This window comes from Spirosoma harenae, assembly GCF_054776975.1.
The window spans coordinates 84,677-102,202 of the sequence record NZ_BAAHBD010000017.1; the positions used below are offsets into that span (position 1 = coordinate 84,677).

17 protein-coding genes are annotated in these 17,526 nt (G+C 45.1%); 7 read left to right on the forward strand and 10 right to left on the reverse strand.

What is annotated here, in order from left to right:
- Positions 1 to 16: 16 nt before the first annotated feature.
- The 4 genes from ACYVE4_RS21720 to ACYVE4_RS21735 form a co-directional block, all read right to left on the reverse strand.
- The gene (locus tag ACYVE4_RS21720) at positions 17 to 919 is read right to left on the reverse strand and encodes a sensor histidine kinase (protein WP_461042346.1); all 903 of its coding nucleotides are present in this window, start codon (positions 917 to 919) and stop codon (positions 17 to 19) included.
- A 187-nt stretch (positions 920 to 1,106) separates the two neighbouring features.
- The gene (locus ACYVE4_RS21725) at positions 1,107 to 1,547 is read right to left on the reverse strand and encodes a hypothetical protein (protein WP_461042347.1); all 441 of its coding nucleotides are present in this window, start codon (positions 1,545 to 1,547) and stop codon (positions 1,107 to 1,109) included.
- A 73-nt stretch (positions 1,548 to 1,620) separates the two neighbouring features.
- Entirely contained in the window at positions 1,621 to 2,145 is a 525-nt protein-coding gene (locus ACYVE4_RS21730; protein WP_461042348.1) for a TrmH family RNA methyltransferase, read from the reverse strand.
- Positions 2,138 to 2,695 carry a PH domain-containing protein gene (locus tag ACYVE4_RS21735; protein WP_461042349.1) on the reverse strand — a complete coding sequence of 186 codons (558 nt, stop codon included), beginning with the start codon at positions 2,693 to 2,695 and terminating at the stop codon, positions 2,138 to 2,140. Before ACYVE4_RS21735 ends, ACYVE4_RS21730 begins: the two co-directional genes overlap by 8 nt.
- Before the next feature lie 105 nt (positions 2,696 to 2,800).
- Between ACYVE4_RS21735 and mutS the strand changes: the two genes are divergently transcribed.
- Both mutS and ACYVE4_RS21745 read left to right on the forward strand, forming a co-directional pair.
- Positions 2,801 to 5,461, forward strand: coding sequence for a DNA mismatch repair protein MutS (gene mutS / locus ACYVE4_RS21740; protein ID WP_461042350.1), 2,661 nt, complete (start codon positions 2,801 to 2,803; stop codon positions 5,459 to 5,461).
- Positions 5,462 to 5,488: 27 nt separating this feature from the next.
- Positions 5,489 to 5,989, forward strand: a complete 501-nt coding sequence (locus ACYVE4_RS21745) for a Rad52/Rad22 family DNA repair protein (protein ID WP_461042351.1) — start codon at positions 5,489 to 5,491, stop codon at positions 5,987 to 5,989.
- Positions 5,990 to 6,050: 61 nt separating this feature from the next.
- On the opposite strand, the gene ACYVE4_RS21750 is transcribed toward ACYVE4_RS21745, so the two are convergent.
- Positions 6,051 to 8,240: a M28 family peptidase gene (locus ACYVE4_RS21750; protein WP_461042352.1), complete on the reverse strand. Its 2,190-nt coding sequence runs from the start codon at positions 8,238 to 8,240 to the stop codon at positions 6,051 to 6,053.
- A gap of 133 nt (positions 8,241 to 8,373) precedes the next feature.
- Entirely contained in the window at positions 8,374 to 9,093 is a 720-nt protein-coding gene (locus ACYVE4_RS21755) for a DUF4292 domain-containing protein (protein WP_461042353.1), read from the reverse strand.
- Positions 9,094 to 9,386: 293 nt separating this feature from the next.
- Here ACYVE4_RS21755 and ACYVE4_RS21760 point away from each other — a divergent pair, with 293 nt between their 5' ends.
- From ACYVE4_RS21760 to ACYVE4_RS21770, 3 genes are all read left to right on the forward strand, one after another.
- Positions 9,387 to 10,601, forward strand: coding sequence for a nucleoside permease (locus ACYVE4_RS21760; protein ID WP_461042354.1), 1,215 nt, complete (start codon positions 9,387 to 9,389; stop codon positions 10,599 to 10,601).
- Between the two features lie 233 nt (positions 10,602 to 10,834).
- Positions 10,835 to 11,611 (forward strand): exodeoxyribonuclease III, encoded by a 777-nt coding sequence (locus ACYVE4_RS21765; protein ID WP_461042355.1) that lies wholly within the window; start codon positions 10,835 to 10,837, stop codon positions 11,609 to 11,611.
- Positions 11,612 to 11,695: 84 nt separating this feature from the next.
- Positions 11,696 to 12,292 (forward strand): pseudouridine synthase, encoded by a 597-nt coding sequence (locus ACYVE4_RS21770; protein ID WP_461042356.1) that lies wholly within the window; start codon positions 11,696 to 11,698, stop codon positions 12,290 to 12,292.
- A 6-nt stretch (positions 12,293 to 12,298) separates the two neighbouring features.
- On the opposite strand, the gene radC is transcribed toward ACYVE4_RS21770, so the two are convergent.
- The 3 genes from radC to ACYVE4_RS21785 form a co-directional block, all read right to left on the reverse strand.
- A complete protein-coding gene (gene radC / locus ACYVE4_RS21775) occupies positions 12,299 to 12,994 on the reverse strand; it encodes a RadC family protein (protein WP_461042357.1) in 696 nt (231 codons plus the stop codon).
- 154 nt (positions 12,995 to 13,148) lie between these two features.
- Complete coding sequence (rpsT, locus tag ACYVE4_RS21780) at positions 13,149 to 13,415, reverse strand: 30S ribosomal protein S20 (protein WP_461042358.1); 267 nt, start codon at positions 13,413 to 13,415, stop codon at positions 13,149 to 13,151.
- A 104-nt stretch (positions 13,416 to 13,519) separates the two neighbouring features.
- Positions 13,520 to 13,918 (reverse strand): Dabb family protein, encoded by a 399-nt coding sequence (locus tag ACYVE4_RS21785; protein ID WP_461042359.1) that lies wholly within the window; start codon positions 13,916 to 13,918, stop codon positions 13,520 to 13,522.
- 91 nt (positions 13,919 to 14,009) lie between these two features.
- Between ACYVE4_RS21785 and ACYVE4_RS21790 the strand changes: the two genes are divergently transcribed.
- Entirely contained in the window at positions 14,010 to 15,032 is a 1,023-nt protein-coding gene (locus ACYVE4_RS21790; protein WP_461042360.1) for a zinc dependent phospholipase C family protein, read from the forward strand.
- A 121-nt stretch (positions 15,033 to 15,153) separates the two neighbouring features.
- On the opposite strand, the gene ACYVE4_RS21795 is transcribed toward ACYVE4_RS21790, so the two are convergent.
- Entirely contained in the window at positions 15,154 to 16,038 is an 885-nt protein-coding gene (locus tag ACYVE4_RS21795; RefSeq protein WP_461042361.1) for a sugar phosphate isomerase/epimerase family protein, read from the reverse strand.
- 156 nt (positions 16,039 to 16,194) lie between these two features.
- Here ACYVE4_RS21795 and ACYVE4_RS21800 point away from each other — a divergent pair, with 156 nt between their 5' ends.
- Positions 16,195 to 17,391 carry a class I SAM-dependent rRNA methyltransferase gene (locus ACYVE4_RS21800; protein WP_461042362.1) on the forward strand — a complete coding sequence of 399 codons (1,197 nt, stop codon included), beginning with the start codon at positions 16,195 to 16,197 and terminating at the stop codon, positions 17,389 to 17,391.
- The last annotated feature ends 135 nt before the right edge of the window (positions 17,392 to 17,526 follow it).

Genomic DNA, 17,526 nt, shown 5'->3' on the forward strand with positions numbered 1-17,526 from the left:
AAACTAGTTTAGCCTATTAATGAGTATGTTCCTTAGGGGGTAAGATCGATGTGTTTGGTACCTGAATCATGAATTCGGTGCCTTGACCCAACGTACTTTTTACCCAGATCGTCCAGTTATGTGCCTGGATAATTCGTTGCACATAACTCAGCCCTAAACCAAATCCTTTTACACTGGGCTGATTGCGCTCCTGGACCCGGAAAAAGGGCTGAAAAATCTGCGTAACTTGTTTAGGGGGAATACCTACGCCCTGATCACGTACCGTGATTGTGAGGCCATCAGTATCTGTTTGGGTCAATAACGTTATAACAGGGTTTTTCTCGCTATACTTTACCGCGTTATCCAGTAAATTATACAATACGTTGGTCAGGTGAAGCCGATCCGCTAGTAAGTGGGTTTCGGTACCACACAAATGCAAAGTAAGATAATCACCATGTCGCTCAGCTACCGATTGGAGTAGTTGATGAATTTGAACTGGCTCGGTGTTTAGAATAAGGGTGTTCCGATCGGCACGGGCTAACGTTAGCATGGTTTCTACCTGTTGCTGAAGCCGTTGCGCTTCTTCACGAATAATACGTACATACTTCTCTGTACGTTCAGGATGTTCTCGGGCAATGGGTGAATCCAGAATGTCGACAGCCATTCGGATGGCAGTAATGGGTGTCTGGAACTCATGAACAATGGTATGGAGAACTTCCGTCTGAGCCACCGGTTGTTGTCGCTGACGCCAGAACAGATAGCCTAGTAAGGCCAGAAATACTAAAAGGAGTCCGAAGAGTGCCAGCCATTGTAGCGATGAGGCCATTAGTTGTGTGCTTTCTGGTGTGGAAGTCCAGCTACTATATACAAGCCCAGCCATGATGCCGAGGAGTAGAAAGGCAATCGCTGTGAGAAGAAAAGTAGTTGAACGGTGCAGCATAACGCTGACAATTATGGGTTGTTCAGGAATCGTATCAGATTATATACGTATGTATCCGAAAATCCGATGCGGCTAACTTTGTAAATGTCATAAGAAAATAGGCTAAAAAGCAAGGATTATAATAAAAAAAGCCTACATAAAGCAGGCTTTCTCGTCATAAATAAAAGAATATTCGTTTAGTATTTCCTCAGGCTTTGTCAGCTTCTGCTTCGGCAGGGGGGGCTGGTGTGGTAGCTTTAGGGCGAGCGGCTGGTGCTTTAGCGGCCGTTGTTTTGGGGGCAGCCGGTTTAGCCGCAGGGCGAGGAGCTTTCGAAGCAGCTGTTGTTGCTGTTTTAGCCACTGTGTCGATTGCTTTAGCCGCTGTTTGTTCGGCTTTTGCTTCCGCCTTCGCTACTTTTTTCTTCGCTTTGTCGGCTGTTTTCTTTACTTTTTTTGCGGGTTTTGTGGCTTTCTTTTCCGCTTTATGCATCAATTTGGCGAGTTTCTTGGCCAGTTTGTCAGCCGATCGCTCAATCGACTTTTTCATTTTTTTGGTGGCTGCTCCTGCTTCAGTGAGCTTGGTTTCAATTGAACTGACAATTTCCGAAGCCAGCGACTTTTGCTTAGTTTTTATGGTTTTGTTTGCCATCTGATTGGTAGGAAAAATTTACAAAGAAATACGAATTTTTAGCGATAAACTAAAGCCTAATGTTAAATTTTTGTTACGTTTTCTGGAGAAAATCCCAGCAAATTATCCCTGCAGTCACGGCAATATTGAGCGAATGTTTCGTTCCAAATTGAGGTATTTCAAGGACTATATCCGCCGATTGGACAATCTCGTCGCGAACACCCGTTACCTCGTTACCCAACACAAAAGCGTACGATTTGTTAGATTCAGGTACGAAATCATTTAACAATGTGCTTCCTTCGGCTTGTTCAACAGCGGCCACAACCCAGCCATCAACCTGCAATCGCTCTATTAACTCGCCTACGTCAGATATGTATTCCCAATCGACTGATTCTGTGGCACCCAATGCTGTTTTGGTAATGTCACGATGGGGAGGTTGGCCGGTAATTCCGCACAAATAAAGTTTAGAGGCTCGGAAAGCATCGGCGGTGCGGAATACAGAACCAACGTTATTCAGGCTACGGATGTCGTCCAGAATCAGGCAGTAGGGAAATTTTTCGGCAGCTTTAAAATCATCGACGGATAAACGATTCAGTTCATCAAGAAAAAGTTTACGCATTGGTTTGGTTAAGATTGTCTTGTAATAATTGTCGAATATCGCGTAGTGTATCACGGACTTCGGTAAGAAGCGCCTGATCTGTATTGACGGGATGAGATTGGTTGCTTCGAGTGGCGATTAATTTTTGTCGTTGTTCGAGAATTTGCGTCCGAAAAGTCTGGGCATCTATGATGCCAATCAGTTCCATGTTGTGGGCTTGGTTAGGACTTTGACCGGCCGTCTCAAATTTTAAAATACAAAGATCGAAATACCGCAACAGCGGCCCCGCAACAAACGTAACATCCTGAATATTTTCGAGCGGAATGGTTTTCTCGACATGCACCAGAATTCCCTTCTGGAAGCGTAACGAGCGCTCAGTTAATTCACATTCCAGATTATGAAAATAATGGCGACTCCACCATTGCCCCACACCAAGCAGCCAGATAGGAAGCAGAACAATACCGATAATAGTAACGAGCAGAATAAAAGCTACATACAGTAAGAAATAGGTTCGAATAATTGGATTGAAACTGACCTTAATGGGTAATACAGGTTCGGTAGAAGGTATCATACAGCATTCATTTATTTAGAAGTTTATGGGGCGTAATAAGGCGAAAAACAGCCATTTTCTCGGCAAATTTTACTATATTTGTTTAGTACATACCCGCAGAATTCAGTGAAAACCGCCACCCCAGCAAAGCCACAAAGTAAGAAAAACGAAACGCCCCTTAATCGCCAATATAATCAGATTAAAGCTAAATATCCTGGCGCTCTGCTGCTTTTTCGCGTCGGTGATTTCTACGAAACATTCGGCGAAGATGCTGTAAAAGCCAGTAAAATTCTGGGTATCACACTTACGAAACGGAACAATGGTGGCTCTAACGAAGAGTTGGCCGGCTTCCCGCATCATTCGCTTGATACACACCTGCCAAAGCTCGTTCGAGCGGGTGAACGAGTTGCCATCTGCGATCAGTTGGAAGACCCTGCATTAGCAAAAGGAATTGTTCGGCGAGGAGTTACTGAATTGGTAACACCCGGTGTTTCCTTCAATGATAATGTACTCGATACCCGACGAAATAACTACCTGGCAGCGGTGCATTTTGGTAAAGGAGGGTCCGGCCATCCGGAAGACCAGTTTGGCGTATCGTTTCTGGACATTTCGACGGGAGAGTTTCTGGCTTCGCAGGGCAACGCAGCGTATGTTGATAAACTGCTGCAAAGTTTCAATCCATCGGAGGTTTTGTATTGCAAGCGAAATCGGCAGGAGTTCGGCTTGCTCTTCGGCGACAAGTTTCATACCTACACCCTCGAGGATTGGGCGTTTACGTATGATTTTGGCTATAATTTCCTGAAACAGCATTTTCAGACAACTTCCCTGAAAGGATTCGGCATTGAAGGACTACCTGATGGAATTATTGCTGCCGGTGTAATTCTACATTATTTAAATGAAACCGAACATAAAGATCTTCAGCACATTACCCGCGTCACCCGACTCGAAGAAGATCGGTATGTCTGGCTGGATCGGTTTACTATTCGCAATCTCGAACTAACGGCAGCGCAACAGGAAGGTGGCGTTCCTTTGATCCAGATTCTTGATCAGACAGTGACGCCAATGGGCGCGCGATTGCTCCGTAAATGGCTAAGCCTACCGCTAAAAGAAAAAGCCCTGATCGACGAGCGATTAAATATGGTTGATTTGCTCGTTGCCGACATCGATTTATCTGAGGCAATGGTGGCACATCTGCGGCAGATTGGTGATTTAGAGCGTCTGGTTTCCAAAGTAGCAGTTCGACGGATTAGCCCTCGCGAGTTGTTGCAGCTCAAACGGTCGCTACAACATGTTTTGCCAATTAAAGAGCTGTTGATTACGGCCTTGTCGCAGAATGAATCACTTGCCTTAAAAAAATACGCTGATCAGCTCAATCCCGTATCGTTCCTGCTCGACCGAATTGAAACGGAGCTTCGCGAAGATCCACCGGCCCTTTCAAATCAGGGTGGCATGATTAAGCCAGGTATTAATGCTGAGTTAGATGAATTGACCGCAATTGCTTATTCGGGTAAAGATTATCTGTTGCAATTGCAGGAGCGCGAAGTGGAGCGGACGGGCATTACTTCATTGAAAGTAGCCTATAACAAAGTATTTGGCTATTATCTGGAAGTAACCCACGCCCACAAAAACCGTGTGCCAGAAGATTGGATTCGGAAGCAGACGTTGGTAAATGCCGAACGCTACATCACGCCTGAACTGAAAGAATATGAAGATAAAATCCTGAACGCCGAAGAGCAGATTTTTCAGATCGAAGCTCGAATGTTCAATGAGATGGTTCTGGCGGCTGGTGAATATGTTGGCGCTATTCAGCAGAATGCCCGTGCCTTGTCGGTATTGGATGTGCTGTCTTCTTTTGCACGAGTAGCGGTCAAAAATAAATACGTTCGTCCGCAGATTACCGAAAGTAAAGTACTGACTATAAAAGATGGCCGTCACGCGGTTATTGAACAGCAACTGCCACCAGGCGAGCCGTATATCCCGAACGATATTTATCTGGACGACGAAACCCAGCAGATCATTATCATTACCGGACCGAATATGGCTGGTAAATCGGCGTTGTTGCGACAAACGGCGTTAATTGTACTGATGGCGCAGTCGGGTAGTTTTGTTCCAGCGTCGCTGGCTGAAATCGGGATTGTCGATAAAATCTTTACGAGAGTAGGAGCTAGCGACAATCTCTCCAGAGGAGAAAGTACGTTCATGGTCGAAATGACGGAAACGGCTAGTATTCTGAACAATCTTAGCGAACGAAGCCTAGTGTTAATGGATGAAATTGGTCGCGGAACGAGTACCTACGATGGCGTTTCGATTGCCTGGGCGATTACGGAATACTTGCATAACAAAACCGATTGTCGCCCCAAGACTTTGTTTGCCACCCATTATCATGAGTTGAACGATCTGGCTGCGGATAACTCGCGGATCAAAAATTACAACGTAGCCGTAAAGGAAGTGGGTAATAAAGTCATTTTCCTGCGTAAGCTGAAAGAAGGCGGTTCCGAGCATAGCTTTGGTATTCACGTAGCGCAGATGGCTGGTATGCCCGCTCAGATTGTGAGCCGAGCCACCGAGATTTTGAAGAAGCTGGAATCATCGCACGGACGGGAAGCGAACAAAGAAAAGATTCGCGAAGCTGTACCGCAAGAGCGAGAACTCGCTTTACGAATCATCGAAGCAGGCGATCCAAAGTCCGAAGCCATTAAAGAAAAGCTCCGTGCGATTGACGTTAATCGCCTGACACCAATTGAGGCATTATTGAAACTAAATGAATTGCTGAAGTTAGTGGAATAAACAAACAATAAGTAAACAACAATAAAAATGGAATTAAACGTATTAACTGCCCCGCTTACCGCGCAGGAAATCGAGTGGCGCGTACAGAGCCAGACCAAAGACGGCCAGAAAATTGTCGTGGTGCCGTATATTACTAACCGTTGTGTGATGCAACGTTTCGATGAGCAATTTGGCTGGGAAGGTTGGCAGAATGAAATCAAAGAAATAGAAAGCGGCTTCCTTTGCACGATCACAGTTGTTTTACCGGGTGGTGAGATCGTTCGGAAAACGGACGGTGCCAGCCGAACAAACGTTGAGCCGATCAAGGGCGGCATTAGCGATGCGATGAAACGAGCGGCCGTACAATTCGGTTTAGGTCGTGCCCTCTACGACTTCCCTAAAGTACTGATCCAAACCACGGATAAATACATTCCCGACTGGGCAAATCCCCTCTTGGACAAGATGGTTGAGAAAATTAACGGGGGTGGTATTGTTCGGGATGTCGTGGTCCTGAAACCTGAGCACGCTAAACCACCGGTTAAAGCTTAGACTTGACAGTTTCAGGTTCCAAGCTCCTTAAATAAACATGAAACTTAGAACCTGAAACAAATTACTTCCCTCCACCAACAGACGAAGGTGAACCCATTCCTTGAGATAATACCAGTAACTTATCACTTAACGTCTGAATCGCTTTCTTATAGCGCGCTTCTAAATCAGGCAGATTAGCTGTCGATTTGAGTGAAGCTTCATACAGCAACCCTGGTAACATCCAGGATGCGTAACCGCTGTTGGGATCAGATGAAGCATATAACGATTTATACCAGCCGCCGAACGCATTGCCTTTCGGATCGATGAAAGAACGTTCCAGCAGACGCAACTCTTTATTTAACTCAACCAATTTGTCGGTACGCCCCGTTTTTAGGTAGTTCTGACGAGCCGTTTCACAAGCATCAGCATTCCTTTTCAGATCAGCGACTGTCGCCAGGATAGGGGCTATTGAATAGTTGGGTGCATACGATTGAATTGCTTTTTCAGCAGCTTTCAAGTGAATTTCCAGATCGGCCGGATAACGGGCTAAATCGTAAGGAACTAAGTCTGCATTCGCCAAACGCAATGTCATGGTGCCGACTACTTGCTCCATCATTGGCCCCATTTTGTAGGTTGGATCAGCAAATTTGTCGTAGAAATACAGGTCGTCGTACTGCGAATGGTAGAGCGTAGGGCCTTCCATACCTGCACTTAATGAGGGAATCCCAATATGCATGTAGGGTGCAATGTGATCCGAGCCACCGCCGAGATTACCAATCGTCGGTTCGCCAGCCAGAATAGCTGGAGCCGATGAGCCTGTTACGCGGGTTGGGTTACCAGCGGCCTTCTGAGCCATCCAGTGTTGATAAACCGTTTTATTTGAATCAGGGTATTGCACGGATTGCGTGGCTTCGATAATCAGCTTTTTCATTGATGGTGATGCACTGGCACCAAAGGTTCGGCCTGATACGGCAGCATCATAATTCATATAAGCGACTGCTTTCTGCGTCAGTTCATCACGAAATTGCTCACTCCATTCGGCTGAGCCAATTACGCCCGGTTCTTCGGCATCCCAGTGGCAGACTTTAATCGTACGACGCGGACGTTGACCGGCTTTAGCCAATTTTCCGAGCGATTCGGTCATACTTAGCAACATAGCCGTACCTGAGTTGGGATCTGTTGCACCATAAGACCAGGCATCGTAATGGCAGCCGGCAATGATCCATTCGTCTGGAAACTCTGCACCCGTTAACGTACCAACGACTTGATAAATACGTTGAATCGCCTTTTCCTGCTTTACCATCAGCCGTACTTTAAGCGCCGATCCGCCTTCGAGCCGATACGTATAAGGCAATCCGCCTTGCCAACCAGCTGGAACTGGTCGCACACCCGTCATACGCTTCAAAATCTCTGTAGCAGAGCCGTAGGGGAGGGGTGTCACTGGAATTTTATGCAATACCACATCCTTTATATCCATTCGTTTGGGCGTGTTTTTCGCGTCCAAAGGCAAGGCAGCTTCGCCGGGCGTGAGTGGGTCGCCCGTGTAGGGGGTAGTGATCAACGAACCGCGCTGAATTACGCTTTCGCTATAATACGGTCCTTCGGGAAATGTCAGTCCGCGCATATAGCCCGAATCGGCAGGATCGGTGAAAATAATAACGCCAATGGCTCCGGCAGCTTGAGCAAACTGCGCTTTATAGCCCCGAAAATTACCGCCATAGCGAGCCAGCACAATCTTATCTTTGACCGAAATGCCCATCGACTTCAGTTGCTCAAAATCTTCCTTTCGACCATAATTGGCGTATACCACTTCGGCTGTCACATCACCCGAACCCGACCAGGCGTTGTAGCCCGGAGTCAACCGAGGATCGCTACTGTATTTATCTTCCTTGAATAAAAATTCCCGAATATTCAGCGGTTGCCGGATTGGCTCTACGAGTTCGACGGCAATCTCGCCCGGTCCTTTTGGCAGCAATACATCGTGCGGATAAATATCAACTTGCCAACCCGCTTTGCGCATCGTTTCGGCGATATAGTCGCGTACCTGCTCGTTTTCCTTCGAGCCCGTAATGTGCGGTACACTGCTTAACTTTTCGAGGTGATTCTTGAAAGCTGCGGAAGATTGTTTACTCTTAAACTCTGTCTCGAGTTTAACCTGCGTGGCCTGTCGGGCGGGAATGAACCCGGATAAGGGTTGGCTTTGTGCCGCAGCAACGCCCATCAGCAAAGTAAATGCGCTGAAGGTTGTTGTATGTAGCGATAATTGTCTCATAAAAATTAGGTTGCATGAAGTTCAAATATCGCTATTAGCTTTGGCAAAGCTCACTATTTGCAGTGAATAATTGGGTAATAAAAAAGAGACGCAGTTTATACGTCTCTTTTTTTAGAAGAAAGAAAAAGCCCGATTACTTAGGCATTGCAAAGATCGACGGATCAATGGTTGGATTAAACACCATGTTTGATAACGTCATCGTCAATTGTCCTGGCATGCTCGGATTACTGAGTTCAAGCGACATCGGAATCGTTAGCCCATCAATTGTTTTGTAATTCCCATAGTTGATTTTTATCTCTCCAGATTGGCCCTGAACATTAACGGTAGCTTTCATACCAGCAAGCTGATAGGTAGTTGCATCCACATAATAATTGGCAACACCTTCTGGTCGTGTCACTTTCAGATTGAAGACATCCTTTTCGTTGAATTTCTCTTTACCAACCAACTCGACTGGATATTTTTCCGCTTTGGCCGAAGCTAAATCGGTACCAACGATCATAGCGTTGCCTTTCTGCATTTTTACCTGATCTTCGGGAAGTGGTTGAGGAGAACTGCCACCTTGCATTGGATTAATCGACCAGCCTTTATCACCGTCAATAACCGTCGTCATCTGTTGGCCCATAACCGAAATATCATTGCGCAAAGACTTGCCGATTACAATGCTTGCTTTACCGTTCATGTCCATGCCCATAATGTTCATATTCTGATCGTACTGTATTGTTTTTATGGCAGCCACTTTATCGGCACCACCTACAGCCGCAATGTTTTTGTTAACGATTTCGTCGGCTGTTTGAGCGAAAGATAAAGCCGGAATTGCTACCAGAGCAACGAGGGTCATCAATTGTTTTTTCATGAACTAGTTTAGTAAGAAACTGTGTCAAAGGTAAAAAATTGGCTATATACTACTTCATTAACGCTGCTGACTAATCCCTTATTGAGAACTTGTCAACTGGTATCAGACGAAGGCTAATTTTATAATTACTTAACCCAGCCTGGTTTATTCTATTAGCCAGGCAATAATCCGAAGAAGTCTTCTTATGTGGATTACTTACTGCACAATCGGCAACTTTCGCGGTCAATCGGCTTGCAGGGCTGACAGTCGTTTTCTACCTTCATAGCGTAAAACCTTAAATTCGTATATCTCCAATGTCGTCTGCGACCCGCGTCAAACTTTCCATCATGATGTTCCTCCAGTTTTTTGTCTGGGGAGCCTGGTATGGTCAGATGAGTAAATATCTTTTAACCGAATTAAAAGCGACTGGCGATCAGGTCGGTAATGCGTATGCGGCTTTTTCGCTGGCGATGATTATTGCGCCTTTCTTCGTCGGTATGATTGCTGACCGCTATTTTGCCGCTCAGAAAGTATTGGGCGTTCTGAATCTGTTGGGCGCTGTACTACTCTATTTTATCACCCAAAATACCGATCCCGCTAACTTTTTTTACCTAATTCTAGGGTATTGCCTAACGTTTGCTCCAACGCTTGCGCTAACTTCATCGATTGCTATGCAACAGATGACCAGTCCTGAGAAAGAGTTTCCGGGTATTCGCGTATTAGGTACTGTTTCCTGGATTGTTGTAACGAATATTGTGGGTTACTATGGTTTCGGTGATAAAGTGACGATTTTCCAACTGTCGATGTATTCAGCGGCTGTGTTGGGCGTATTCGCGTTTTTCTTGCCCGACACTCCTCCCAAAGCGACAACGTCTACTTCCTTCTCGCAGATTTTGGGACTAGATGCTTTCAAACTATTTAAAGATCGTTCGTTTGCGATTTTCTTCCTGTCGTCGGTATTGATCTGTATTCCACTCTCGTTCTACTACGCTATGGCGAATCCGTCGCTTACGGATGGCGGAATGCTAAACGTAGAAAATAAAATGTCGCTTGGACAGGCATCGGAAGTAATTTTTATGCTTTTGATTCCGCTGGCTTACACCCGATTAGGCGTTAAGAAAATGCTGATTGTCGGACTAATCGCCTGGATCGTGCGCTTTGTCTGCTTCGGTTACGGTGACGCTTCGACCGAATGGATGCTCTACATTGCTATTGTGCTACACGGTGTTTGCTATGATTTCTTCTTCGTAACAGGCCAGATTTATACTGACAACAAAGCGGGTGAAAAAATCAAATCGTCGGCGCAGGGACTTATTTCATTAGCTACGTACGGAATTGGTATGGGTATTGGTTCTAAAATTTCGGGTATTGTTCTTGATATGTATACCCGTCCAGATGGTACGAAAGATTGGCTCAAAGTCTGGCTCGTTCCAGCGGGTATTGCAGCTGTTGTTTTGATTCTTTTTGTGCTATTATTTACAGACAAAAAGACGACGCTGGCGAAGGAAGACGAACTGGTTAATGTATGAGTGATTCTTCTAAGCTTAAATTAACTCCTACTGATTTAGACCCACTGATTACGCAAAATATTCGTGCTATTTGTGACGATTGGAATCTTATGTCAGTTGACGAGCGATTTTTTGCCTAGTCTTTAATTGGCTTAAAGAATCCAGGATTACTTACCCAGATATACCCAAACCTCGTTTATATTTTGCTAAGTCATATTGGCTGGAATCCTGCAAAATATAGGCTGTTAAATAGAATGCAACTTATTTCTTATAATCTCAACGGCATTCGGGCGGCTATGCGGAATGGCCTGATTGACTGGCTTTCAGGTCATGAATTTGATATTCTTTGCTTTCAGGAAGTGAAGGCAACCGCCGATGTTGTCGATCTGTCCGTATTTGAGCAGTTGGGCTACCAATATCATTGGCATGCTGCCGAAAAGAAAGGCTATTCGGGCGTCGCGACGTTTTCGAAGATAGCGCCCACGAATGTTGTTTTGGGCTGCGGATTACCCGTTTACGATTGCGAAGGCCGAATCCTTCGTACCGACTTTGGCGATATCACTCTGTTAAATTGCTACTTTCCTTCAGGAACATCAGGTGAATTACGGCAAGGTGTGAAGATGGAATTCCTGCGCGATTTTTACGAGTACATCGACAACCTTCGTAAAACCCGACCTAAGCTTATAGTCGTTGGCGATTATAACATCGCGCACAATGCTATTGATATTCACGATCCTGTTCGTAACAAAAACACAACCGGATTTCTACCGGAAGAACGGGCCTGGATGGACAGCTGGTTTGGTTCAGGCATAACCGACGCTTATCGACATAAACATCCTGGCGAAGTAGGCTATAGCTGGTGGAGCTACCGGGCGGGCGCTCGAGTAAACAATAAAGGTTGGCGTATCGACTACGCTTCCGTAACCGATAACCTCCGCGACCAAATAACTGACTGCCGCATGCTCCCAGACGCCGTTCATGCGGATCACTGTCCGGTGTGGTTATCATTGTCTGAACCGGGATTTTTATGATTGAACTGATTAAACTGATTTTGTATTTGCTTCAAAGAAGCGCTCATCTACATCTACAAAATCATAGTCAGTCAGTTTAATCACATGAATCCTGGTTCAGAATACTTCCTCATCTACAAACCCTACCTGATGCTGTCGCAGTTTTCTCGGGAGGGCGATAAACCGACGTTAGCCGATTTGGACTATGATTTTCCGAAGGATATATATCCCGTCGGTCGGCTAGATGCGGATAGCGAAGGGTTGTTGCTATTGACCAACGATAAGCAATTAAATCATCGATTGTTGAATCCGAAATTTCGCCATAATCGCACGTACTATGTACAAGTGGATGGAGCGTTGACAGAGCAAGCTTGCCAACAACTTTCGAATGGTGTTACGATTTCGGTTGATGGAAAAGCCTACCATACATTGCCTGCTCATGCAAAATCGATTGCAGAACCTGCTCTGCCTGAGCGTAATCCGCCAATTCGGTATCGCGCTAACATTCCTACATCCTGGCTATCTATTGCGCTTCATGAAGGGAAGAACCGACAGGTTCGCAAAATGACTGCTGCCGTTGGATTCCCAACGCTTCGATTGGTACGTTGGGCTATCGAAAACCTAACTGCCGAAGGTATGGAATCAGGCCAGATACAGGAATTGAGTCGGGCAGAGGTCATGCGTGGCCTGAGTATCAAATAAGCTTCCTTACAAAATTCCCTCGTCGGCAAAACTGTAATACGCTTTATCGGTGAAGATGAGGTGATCGAGGATGGGAATATCCAGAATGCGTCCGGCATCTTTCAGTTTACGGGTCAGATCTTTATCCGCTTGTGAAGGAATTAGATTGCCTGATGGGTGATTGTGAAACAGAATCATCGACGAAGCCAGATGTTCGATGGCTTGTTTAAAAATAATCTTCGGATCGGCTACTGTACCCGCTACACCTCCTGAGCTTATTTGAACCGGCCGAAGAATTTCATTGGCGCGATTCATTAACAGAATCCAGAACTCTTCGTGAGGTTTGTCGATCAAATGCGGGATCATTTCATTGTACGCATCGCGCGAACAGGTAACCCGTGCCCGTTGTGGACGATCCTGTTCTTTGCGTCGGCGACCTAATTCCAGCGCTGCGACAATACTAATCGCTTTGGCTTCACCGATGCCCCGAAATTTCGAGAGGTCTTTAATGCTAAGTTTAGCTAAGTCGTTGAGATTGTTGCCAACACTTTTCAGGATGATTTTCGCTACGTCGACGGCTGTCAGATCGACTGTGCCAGAGTTAATTAAAATCGCAATCAGTTCTGCTTCGGACAGGGCAGCTTTGCCTTTCAGCATCAATTTTTCTCGGGGACGGTCTTCTTCAGCCCAACTCTGAATCGTGCCGGAAGTTTGGTAATTCATAAGTGCAAGTATGTTACGAATGGATTTTCGTTGACAAAATGCACAAAAAAACCTTACCCACAAAGAGGTAAGGTTCACAGGGTCCTTTTCAGCACAAGTGCGGCTAATTAATCACTTCGACTACGAAGCTGGTAGTCAATACAGTAGTAATTAATTACGCGGTAGCGACTTTCAGGCTGTTAACCAAACGAGCCAGTTTCGACTTGTTGTTAGCTGCTTTGTTTTTGTGGATGACGTTGCGTTTAGCGAGTTTATCCAGAGCCGATGAAACCGACTTGAACAGTTCAACTGCCATTGCGTGGTCGGTTGTGGTACGGAGTTTTTTCACCATGTTCCGAGTCGTTACATGCTGATATCGGTTTTGCAACCGCTTCTTGGCACTCGACCGGATTGCTTTTTTTGATGACTTATGGTTTGCCATTGGTATATAAATGAGATCGTTGTCGCGATATGAGGGCGCAAAAATAAGAATTTCGGCTGGAACAACCAATAGCCCCAGCCGAAATTCTTTGTAAAGTTCAATTTTTATTGTCGGATATCAGCGTTGACAATCAACGTTTTTTCCCAGATTCCCTGGTTCTGCTTCACAAACTCTTTATAGGCTTCACTCTTCTCAAACAATTTTATATCGTCGATTGACTGAAACGTAAGGTAGTGTACTACGTCATAGTCTGAAACGGCCTGATTTGGCATAATTGTCTTGCCAGACGTATAACCGATGATCTGTGGAATTTCGTGCTTTAGCGCTGCAAAACTGCCCATATGCTGTTCAACAGCTTGCGATTCCACCCCTTTTTTAAATTTTATACACACAATCTGCTGTTTCTGGGCTTTTCGAGCGGGTGAGTATGCACCATAGATTGTTAAAGCAAAAGCACACAGCAACACAATGATGAGGGTATATCCCTTTGACTTCGCATTCATGATTATTTGATTTTATTCTGTTTTTCGGAATTTTATTTTGAATGACATGGTGCTTTAGTTGAATAGTTTAATATTTTGTCTGTAAAGTACCATGTTTTACCAAATGTACAATTGTTTTATTTGGTCAATAGTTTTGGCCATAATTTTTTTTCAAAGTTTAGTAAATGGTGCATTAGCTAATCCGATAAAACCGGAGAAACATCGTCCAGCCTGGGGTTTTTACGCACACCAACAGATCAACCGATTGGCCGTTTTTACATTGCCAATTGAGATGATGCCATTCTTTAAAAAACACATAAACTACCTGACAGATAATGCAGTAAACCCAGACAAACGTCGGTATGCTGTGGTTGGAGAAGCTCCCCGGCATTTTATTGACTTAGATGCGTATGCTGATACGACAACAGGTACACTACCACGCTACTATAAAGAGGCAACGGATCGCTATGGCGCTGATACGCTGGCTCTACACGGCATAGTACCCTGGCAAATTCAACTGTCGAAATATCAACTCACAGAAGCTTTCAAACAGCGAAACGTCCGGCGAATACTACGCGTCGCGGCTGACCTGGGCCATTATATTGCCGACGCCAACGTGCCGCTACACACTACGCGCAACTATAATGGACAACTGACGAACCAGCAGGGAATTCATGGTTTTTGGGAATCACGTTTACCAGAGTTATTTAGTGTGGATTATGATTTTCTGGTTGGGCAGGCTGAATATGTCTATTCACCGCAAAAAGCAGCCTGGCGAGCTGTATTCAATGCTAATGCTGCTTTGGATTCGGTTTTAAGATTTGAGAGAAAACTTACTGAAGAAGTAGGAGAGACCCGAAAATTCGGATTTGAAGAGCGAAATGGGATTACAACCAAAGTTTATTCGGCTGATTTCTCGCAACAGTATCATTCGCAATTGAAAGGACAAGTGGAACGCCAAATGCGAGCGTCGATCAAAATGGTCGGCGATTTCTGGTACACTTGTTGGGTCGATGCTGGCCAGCCTGATTTACGAGCATTGGCAAAATACCAGCTCACCGAAGATGAGCAAAGAGAAGAAGTTGAAGAGAAAAAGAGTTGGTTGAAGCGATTGTTTTCGGCGAGAGAAGAATAATTAGAACCGGGATTTATTTGATTTAACTGATTCCGCTGATTTTGTTTTTTACTTCAATAAAGTGCTTCCGCTGAAAACAAAATCCGTTTAATCCTTACATCCTATAAATCCCGGTTCCGGTTCAGACACTCAGTGTCTTCATATACTCAGCATCATTTTTCATGCTGATAATCGACGATTCAGGATATTGTTCCTGTTCTACTAAGAAGTATTTAATGCCACTATTCATGGCGATGCGTAGCGTCTTTTTGAAATCTACGGCCCCTTTCCCAAGATCGTTCTGAACAGGTTTGCCATCCTTTACAGTATAATCTTTCACATGACAAAGTTCATAGCGCTTGCCGTACTTTTTGAGGTGCTCTTCTGTATTGACACCAGCTACATCAATCCAGCATAAGTCCAGCTCGAACATAACGTGTTTGGGATCGGTGTTTTCCAGTAGAAACTCCTGGGGAAGCTTACCATCAAGAGGACGGAAGGAATAATCGTGATTGTGGTAACCGAATTTCAAACCTGCCTTATTTACCTGCTCGCCAACCATATTGAACTGATCGGCTACTTTTTTCCATTCGTCCCAGGTTTTTTGTGGACCATAAAAAGGACAGAGAAGATAGGTTAATCCGGCTTCATGTGCCATTTCGATGCTCTTCTTGAGTTGGTCCGGTTTATCCACCTCACCTCGATAATTAAAGTGCGTACTGACCATTTTTACGCCCAGACCATCAAGGAATGACTTGATCTCTTTAGGCTCCATACCCCACAAAAAGCCTTGAGGACCGCTGTAGCTTTCAAATTGTTTATACCCCATCTGCGCCAGTTGCGTCATAACACCTTTGGCGTCTTTAGGCATCATATCGCGGACACTGTATAATTGGGCGCCAAAAGGGCTAATTACCTTAGATGGTGCATTAGTCAGTAAATCAGCGGCCGACGATAAAGATTGGCCGAGGGCGAAAGCACCTGCGGTGAGCAGACCAGACTGTTTAAGGAAACTACGTCTTTGCATAGGTTGAAAAAAAGTTTGCAGGTTTAAAATGCAAAGATGAAGAAAAAGAAAGAGCGGAAGAGTAAAAGAATGAAAGACTGAAAAAAATGTTGATAAAGCAATCTTTCGCTCTTTCGCTCCGCTTCGGCGGCCCGATTTCACTCTTTATCTTTGTGCATGACGTTTTCGAAATTATTTCTACAGGCCGGGCGTGATGAAGCTGTTCGACGATTTCACCCCTGGATTTTCTCAAGGGCGATTAGTCGATATGAAGGGCATGTAAACGACGGCGATGTAGTTGAGGTATTTGATAGTAAGCAACGATACCTGGCCACTGGTCATTACCACGATGGCAGTATTGCGGTTCGTATTTTTTCGTTCGCGGCTAATGCAGGAGGGCCAGTTATACCTGATGTTGCCTACTGGACCCAAAAATTAACCCATATCCGAACCATTCGTCTAGCAACTGTGGTAGGGGATACCAACTGTTATCGACTGGTTCATGGTGAAGGGGATGGATGCACAGGTTTGATTATTGATATGTATAATGGCGTTGCCGTATTGCAGGCTCACTCCATTGGGATGCATCGCGAACGCGAATTAATTACCGAAGCACTTAAGGTAGTTTTTGGAGATGAACTTAAAGCTGTGTATGACAAGAGTTCGGATACGTTACCTAATGAGTATGGAGCAACAGTCATTAATGGCTATCTGTTTGGCCGAACCCCTGTGCCACATGCCGTACAGGAAAATGGCAATACGTTTCTGGTTGACTGGATCACAGGTCAAAAAACCGGATTTTTCCTCGATCAACGCGATAACCGGGCCTTATTAGCGCAGTATGCGCAGGGTAAAAAAGTGCTCAATGCCTTCTGCTATTCGGGCGGATTTTCGGTCTATGCACTTAAAGCGGGAGCTAGTTTGGTGCATTCGGTCGATGTATCACAAAAAGCCATCGACCTAACGAATCGGAACGTTGACGCTAATTTTGGCGATCACGAGACTAGACATGAGGCCTATGCCGAAGAGGTGTTGCACTATTTAAAGGCGCACGATCACCAATATGATGTTGTTGTACTTGATCCACCCGCATTTGCTAAAAGTCTGTCCGCCAGACACAAAGCCGTTCAAGGCTATAAAAGACTGAACACAGAGGGCTTTCGCCGGGTAGCAAAAGGGGGAATTTTGTTCACGTTTTCGTGTTCTCAGGTTGTGGATCGGGAATTGTTTTACAATACCATTGTAGCTGCTGCCATTGAAGCCGGCCGACAGGTACGGGTATTACATCACCTGAGCCAACCTGCCGATCATCCTGTCAGTTTGTTTCATCCCGAAGGGGGGTATTTAAAGGGATTAGTGCTTTGGGTAGAGTGATGAACGATGGGTGATAAGTAATTTGTAATCATTTTTATTTTTCATTCATCACTTATCACCCATCGTTCATCACTCATCACTGTTTTTTCCTAATTTTGGCCCTGCACCGCGTCAGCGGTTCGGCCGACATTTTTG

Bases quoted from the DNA above. Each gene is read 5' to 3' on its own strand.
- ACYVE4_RS21725 (WP_461042347.1), bottom strand. From the start codon at position 1,547: ATGGCAAACAAAACCATAAAAACTAAGCAAAAGTCGCTGGCTTCGGAA.
- ACYVE4_RS21800 (WP_461042362.1), top strand. From the start codon at position 16,195: ATGACGTTTTCGAAATTATTTCTACAGGCCGGGCGTGATGAAGCTGTT.
- ACYVE4_RS21760 (WP_461042354.1), top strand. From the start codon at position 9,387: ATGTCGTCTGCGACCCGCGTCAAACTTTCCATCATGATGTTCCTCCAG.
- ACYVE4_RS21720 (WP_461042346.1), bottom strand. From the start codon at position 919: ATGCTGCACCGTTCAACTACTTTTCTTCTCACAGCGATTGCCTTTCTA.
- radC (WP_461042357.1), bottom strand. From the start codon at position 12,994: ATGAATTACCAAACTTCCGGCACGATTCAGAGTTGGGCTGAAGAAGAC.
- ACYVE4_RS21785 (WP_461042359.1), bottom strand. From the start codon at position 13,918: ATGAATGCGAAGTCAAAGGGATATACCCTCATCATTGTGTTGCTGTGT.
- rpsT (WP_461042358.1), bottom strand. From the start codon at position 13,415: ATGGCAAACCATAAGTCATCAAAAAAAGCAATCCGGTCGAGTGCCAAG.
- ACYVE4_RS21770 (WP_461042356.1), top strand. From the start codon at position 11,696: ATGAATCCTGGTTCAGAATACTTCCTCATCTACAAACCCTACCTGATG.
- ACYVE4_RS21735 (WP_461042349.1), bottom strand. From the start codon at position 2,695: ATGATACCTTCTACCGAACCTGTATTACCCATTAAGGTCAGTTTCAAT.
- ACYVE4_RS21745 (WP_461042351.1), top strand. From the start codon at position 5,489: ATGGAATTAAACGTATTAACTGCCCCGCTTACCGCGCAGGAAATCGAG.
- ACYVE4_RS21795 (WP_461042361.1), bottom strand. From the start codon at position 16,038: ATGCAAAGACGTAGTTTCCTTAAACAGTCTGGTCTGCTCACCGCAGGT.
- ACYVE4_RS21755 (WP_461042353.1), bottom strand. From the start codon at position 9,093: ATGAAAAAACAATTGATGACCCTCGTTGCTCTGGTAGCAATTCCGGCT.
- ACYVE4_RS21750 (WP_461042352.1), bottom strand. From the start codon at position 8,240: ATGAGACAATTATCGCTACATACAACAACCTTCAGCGCATTTACTTTG.
- ACYVE4_RS21730 (WP_461042348.1), bottom strand. From the start codon at position 2,145: ATGCGTAAACTTTTTCTTGATGAACTGAATCGTTTATCCGTCGATGAT.
- ACYVE4_RS21790 (WP_461042360.1), top strand. From the start codon at position 14,010: ATGTTTTACCAAATGTACAATTGTTTTATTTGGTCAATAGTTTTGGCC.
- ACYVE4_RS21765 (WP_461042355.1), top strand. From the start codon at position 10,835: ATGCAACTTATTTCTTATAATCTCAACGGCATTCGGGCGGCTATGCGG.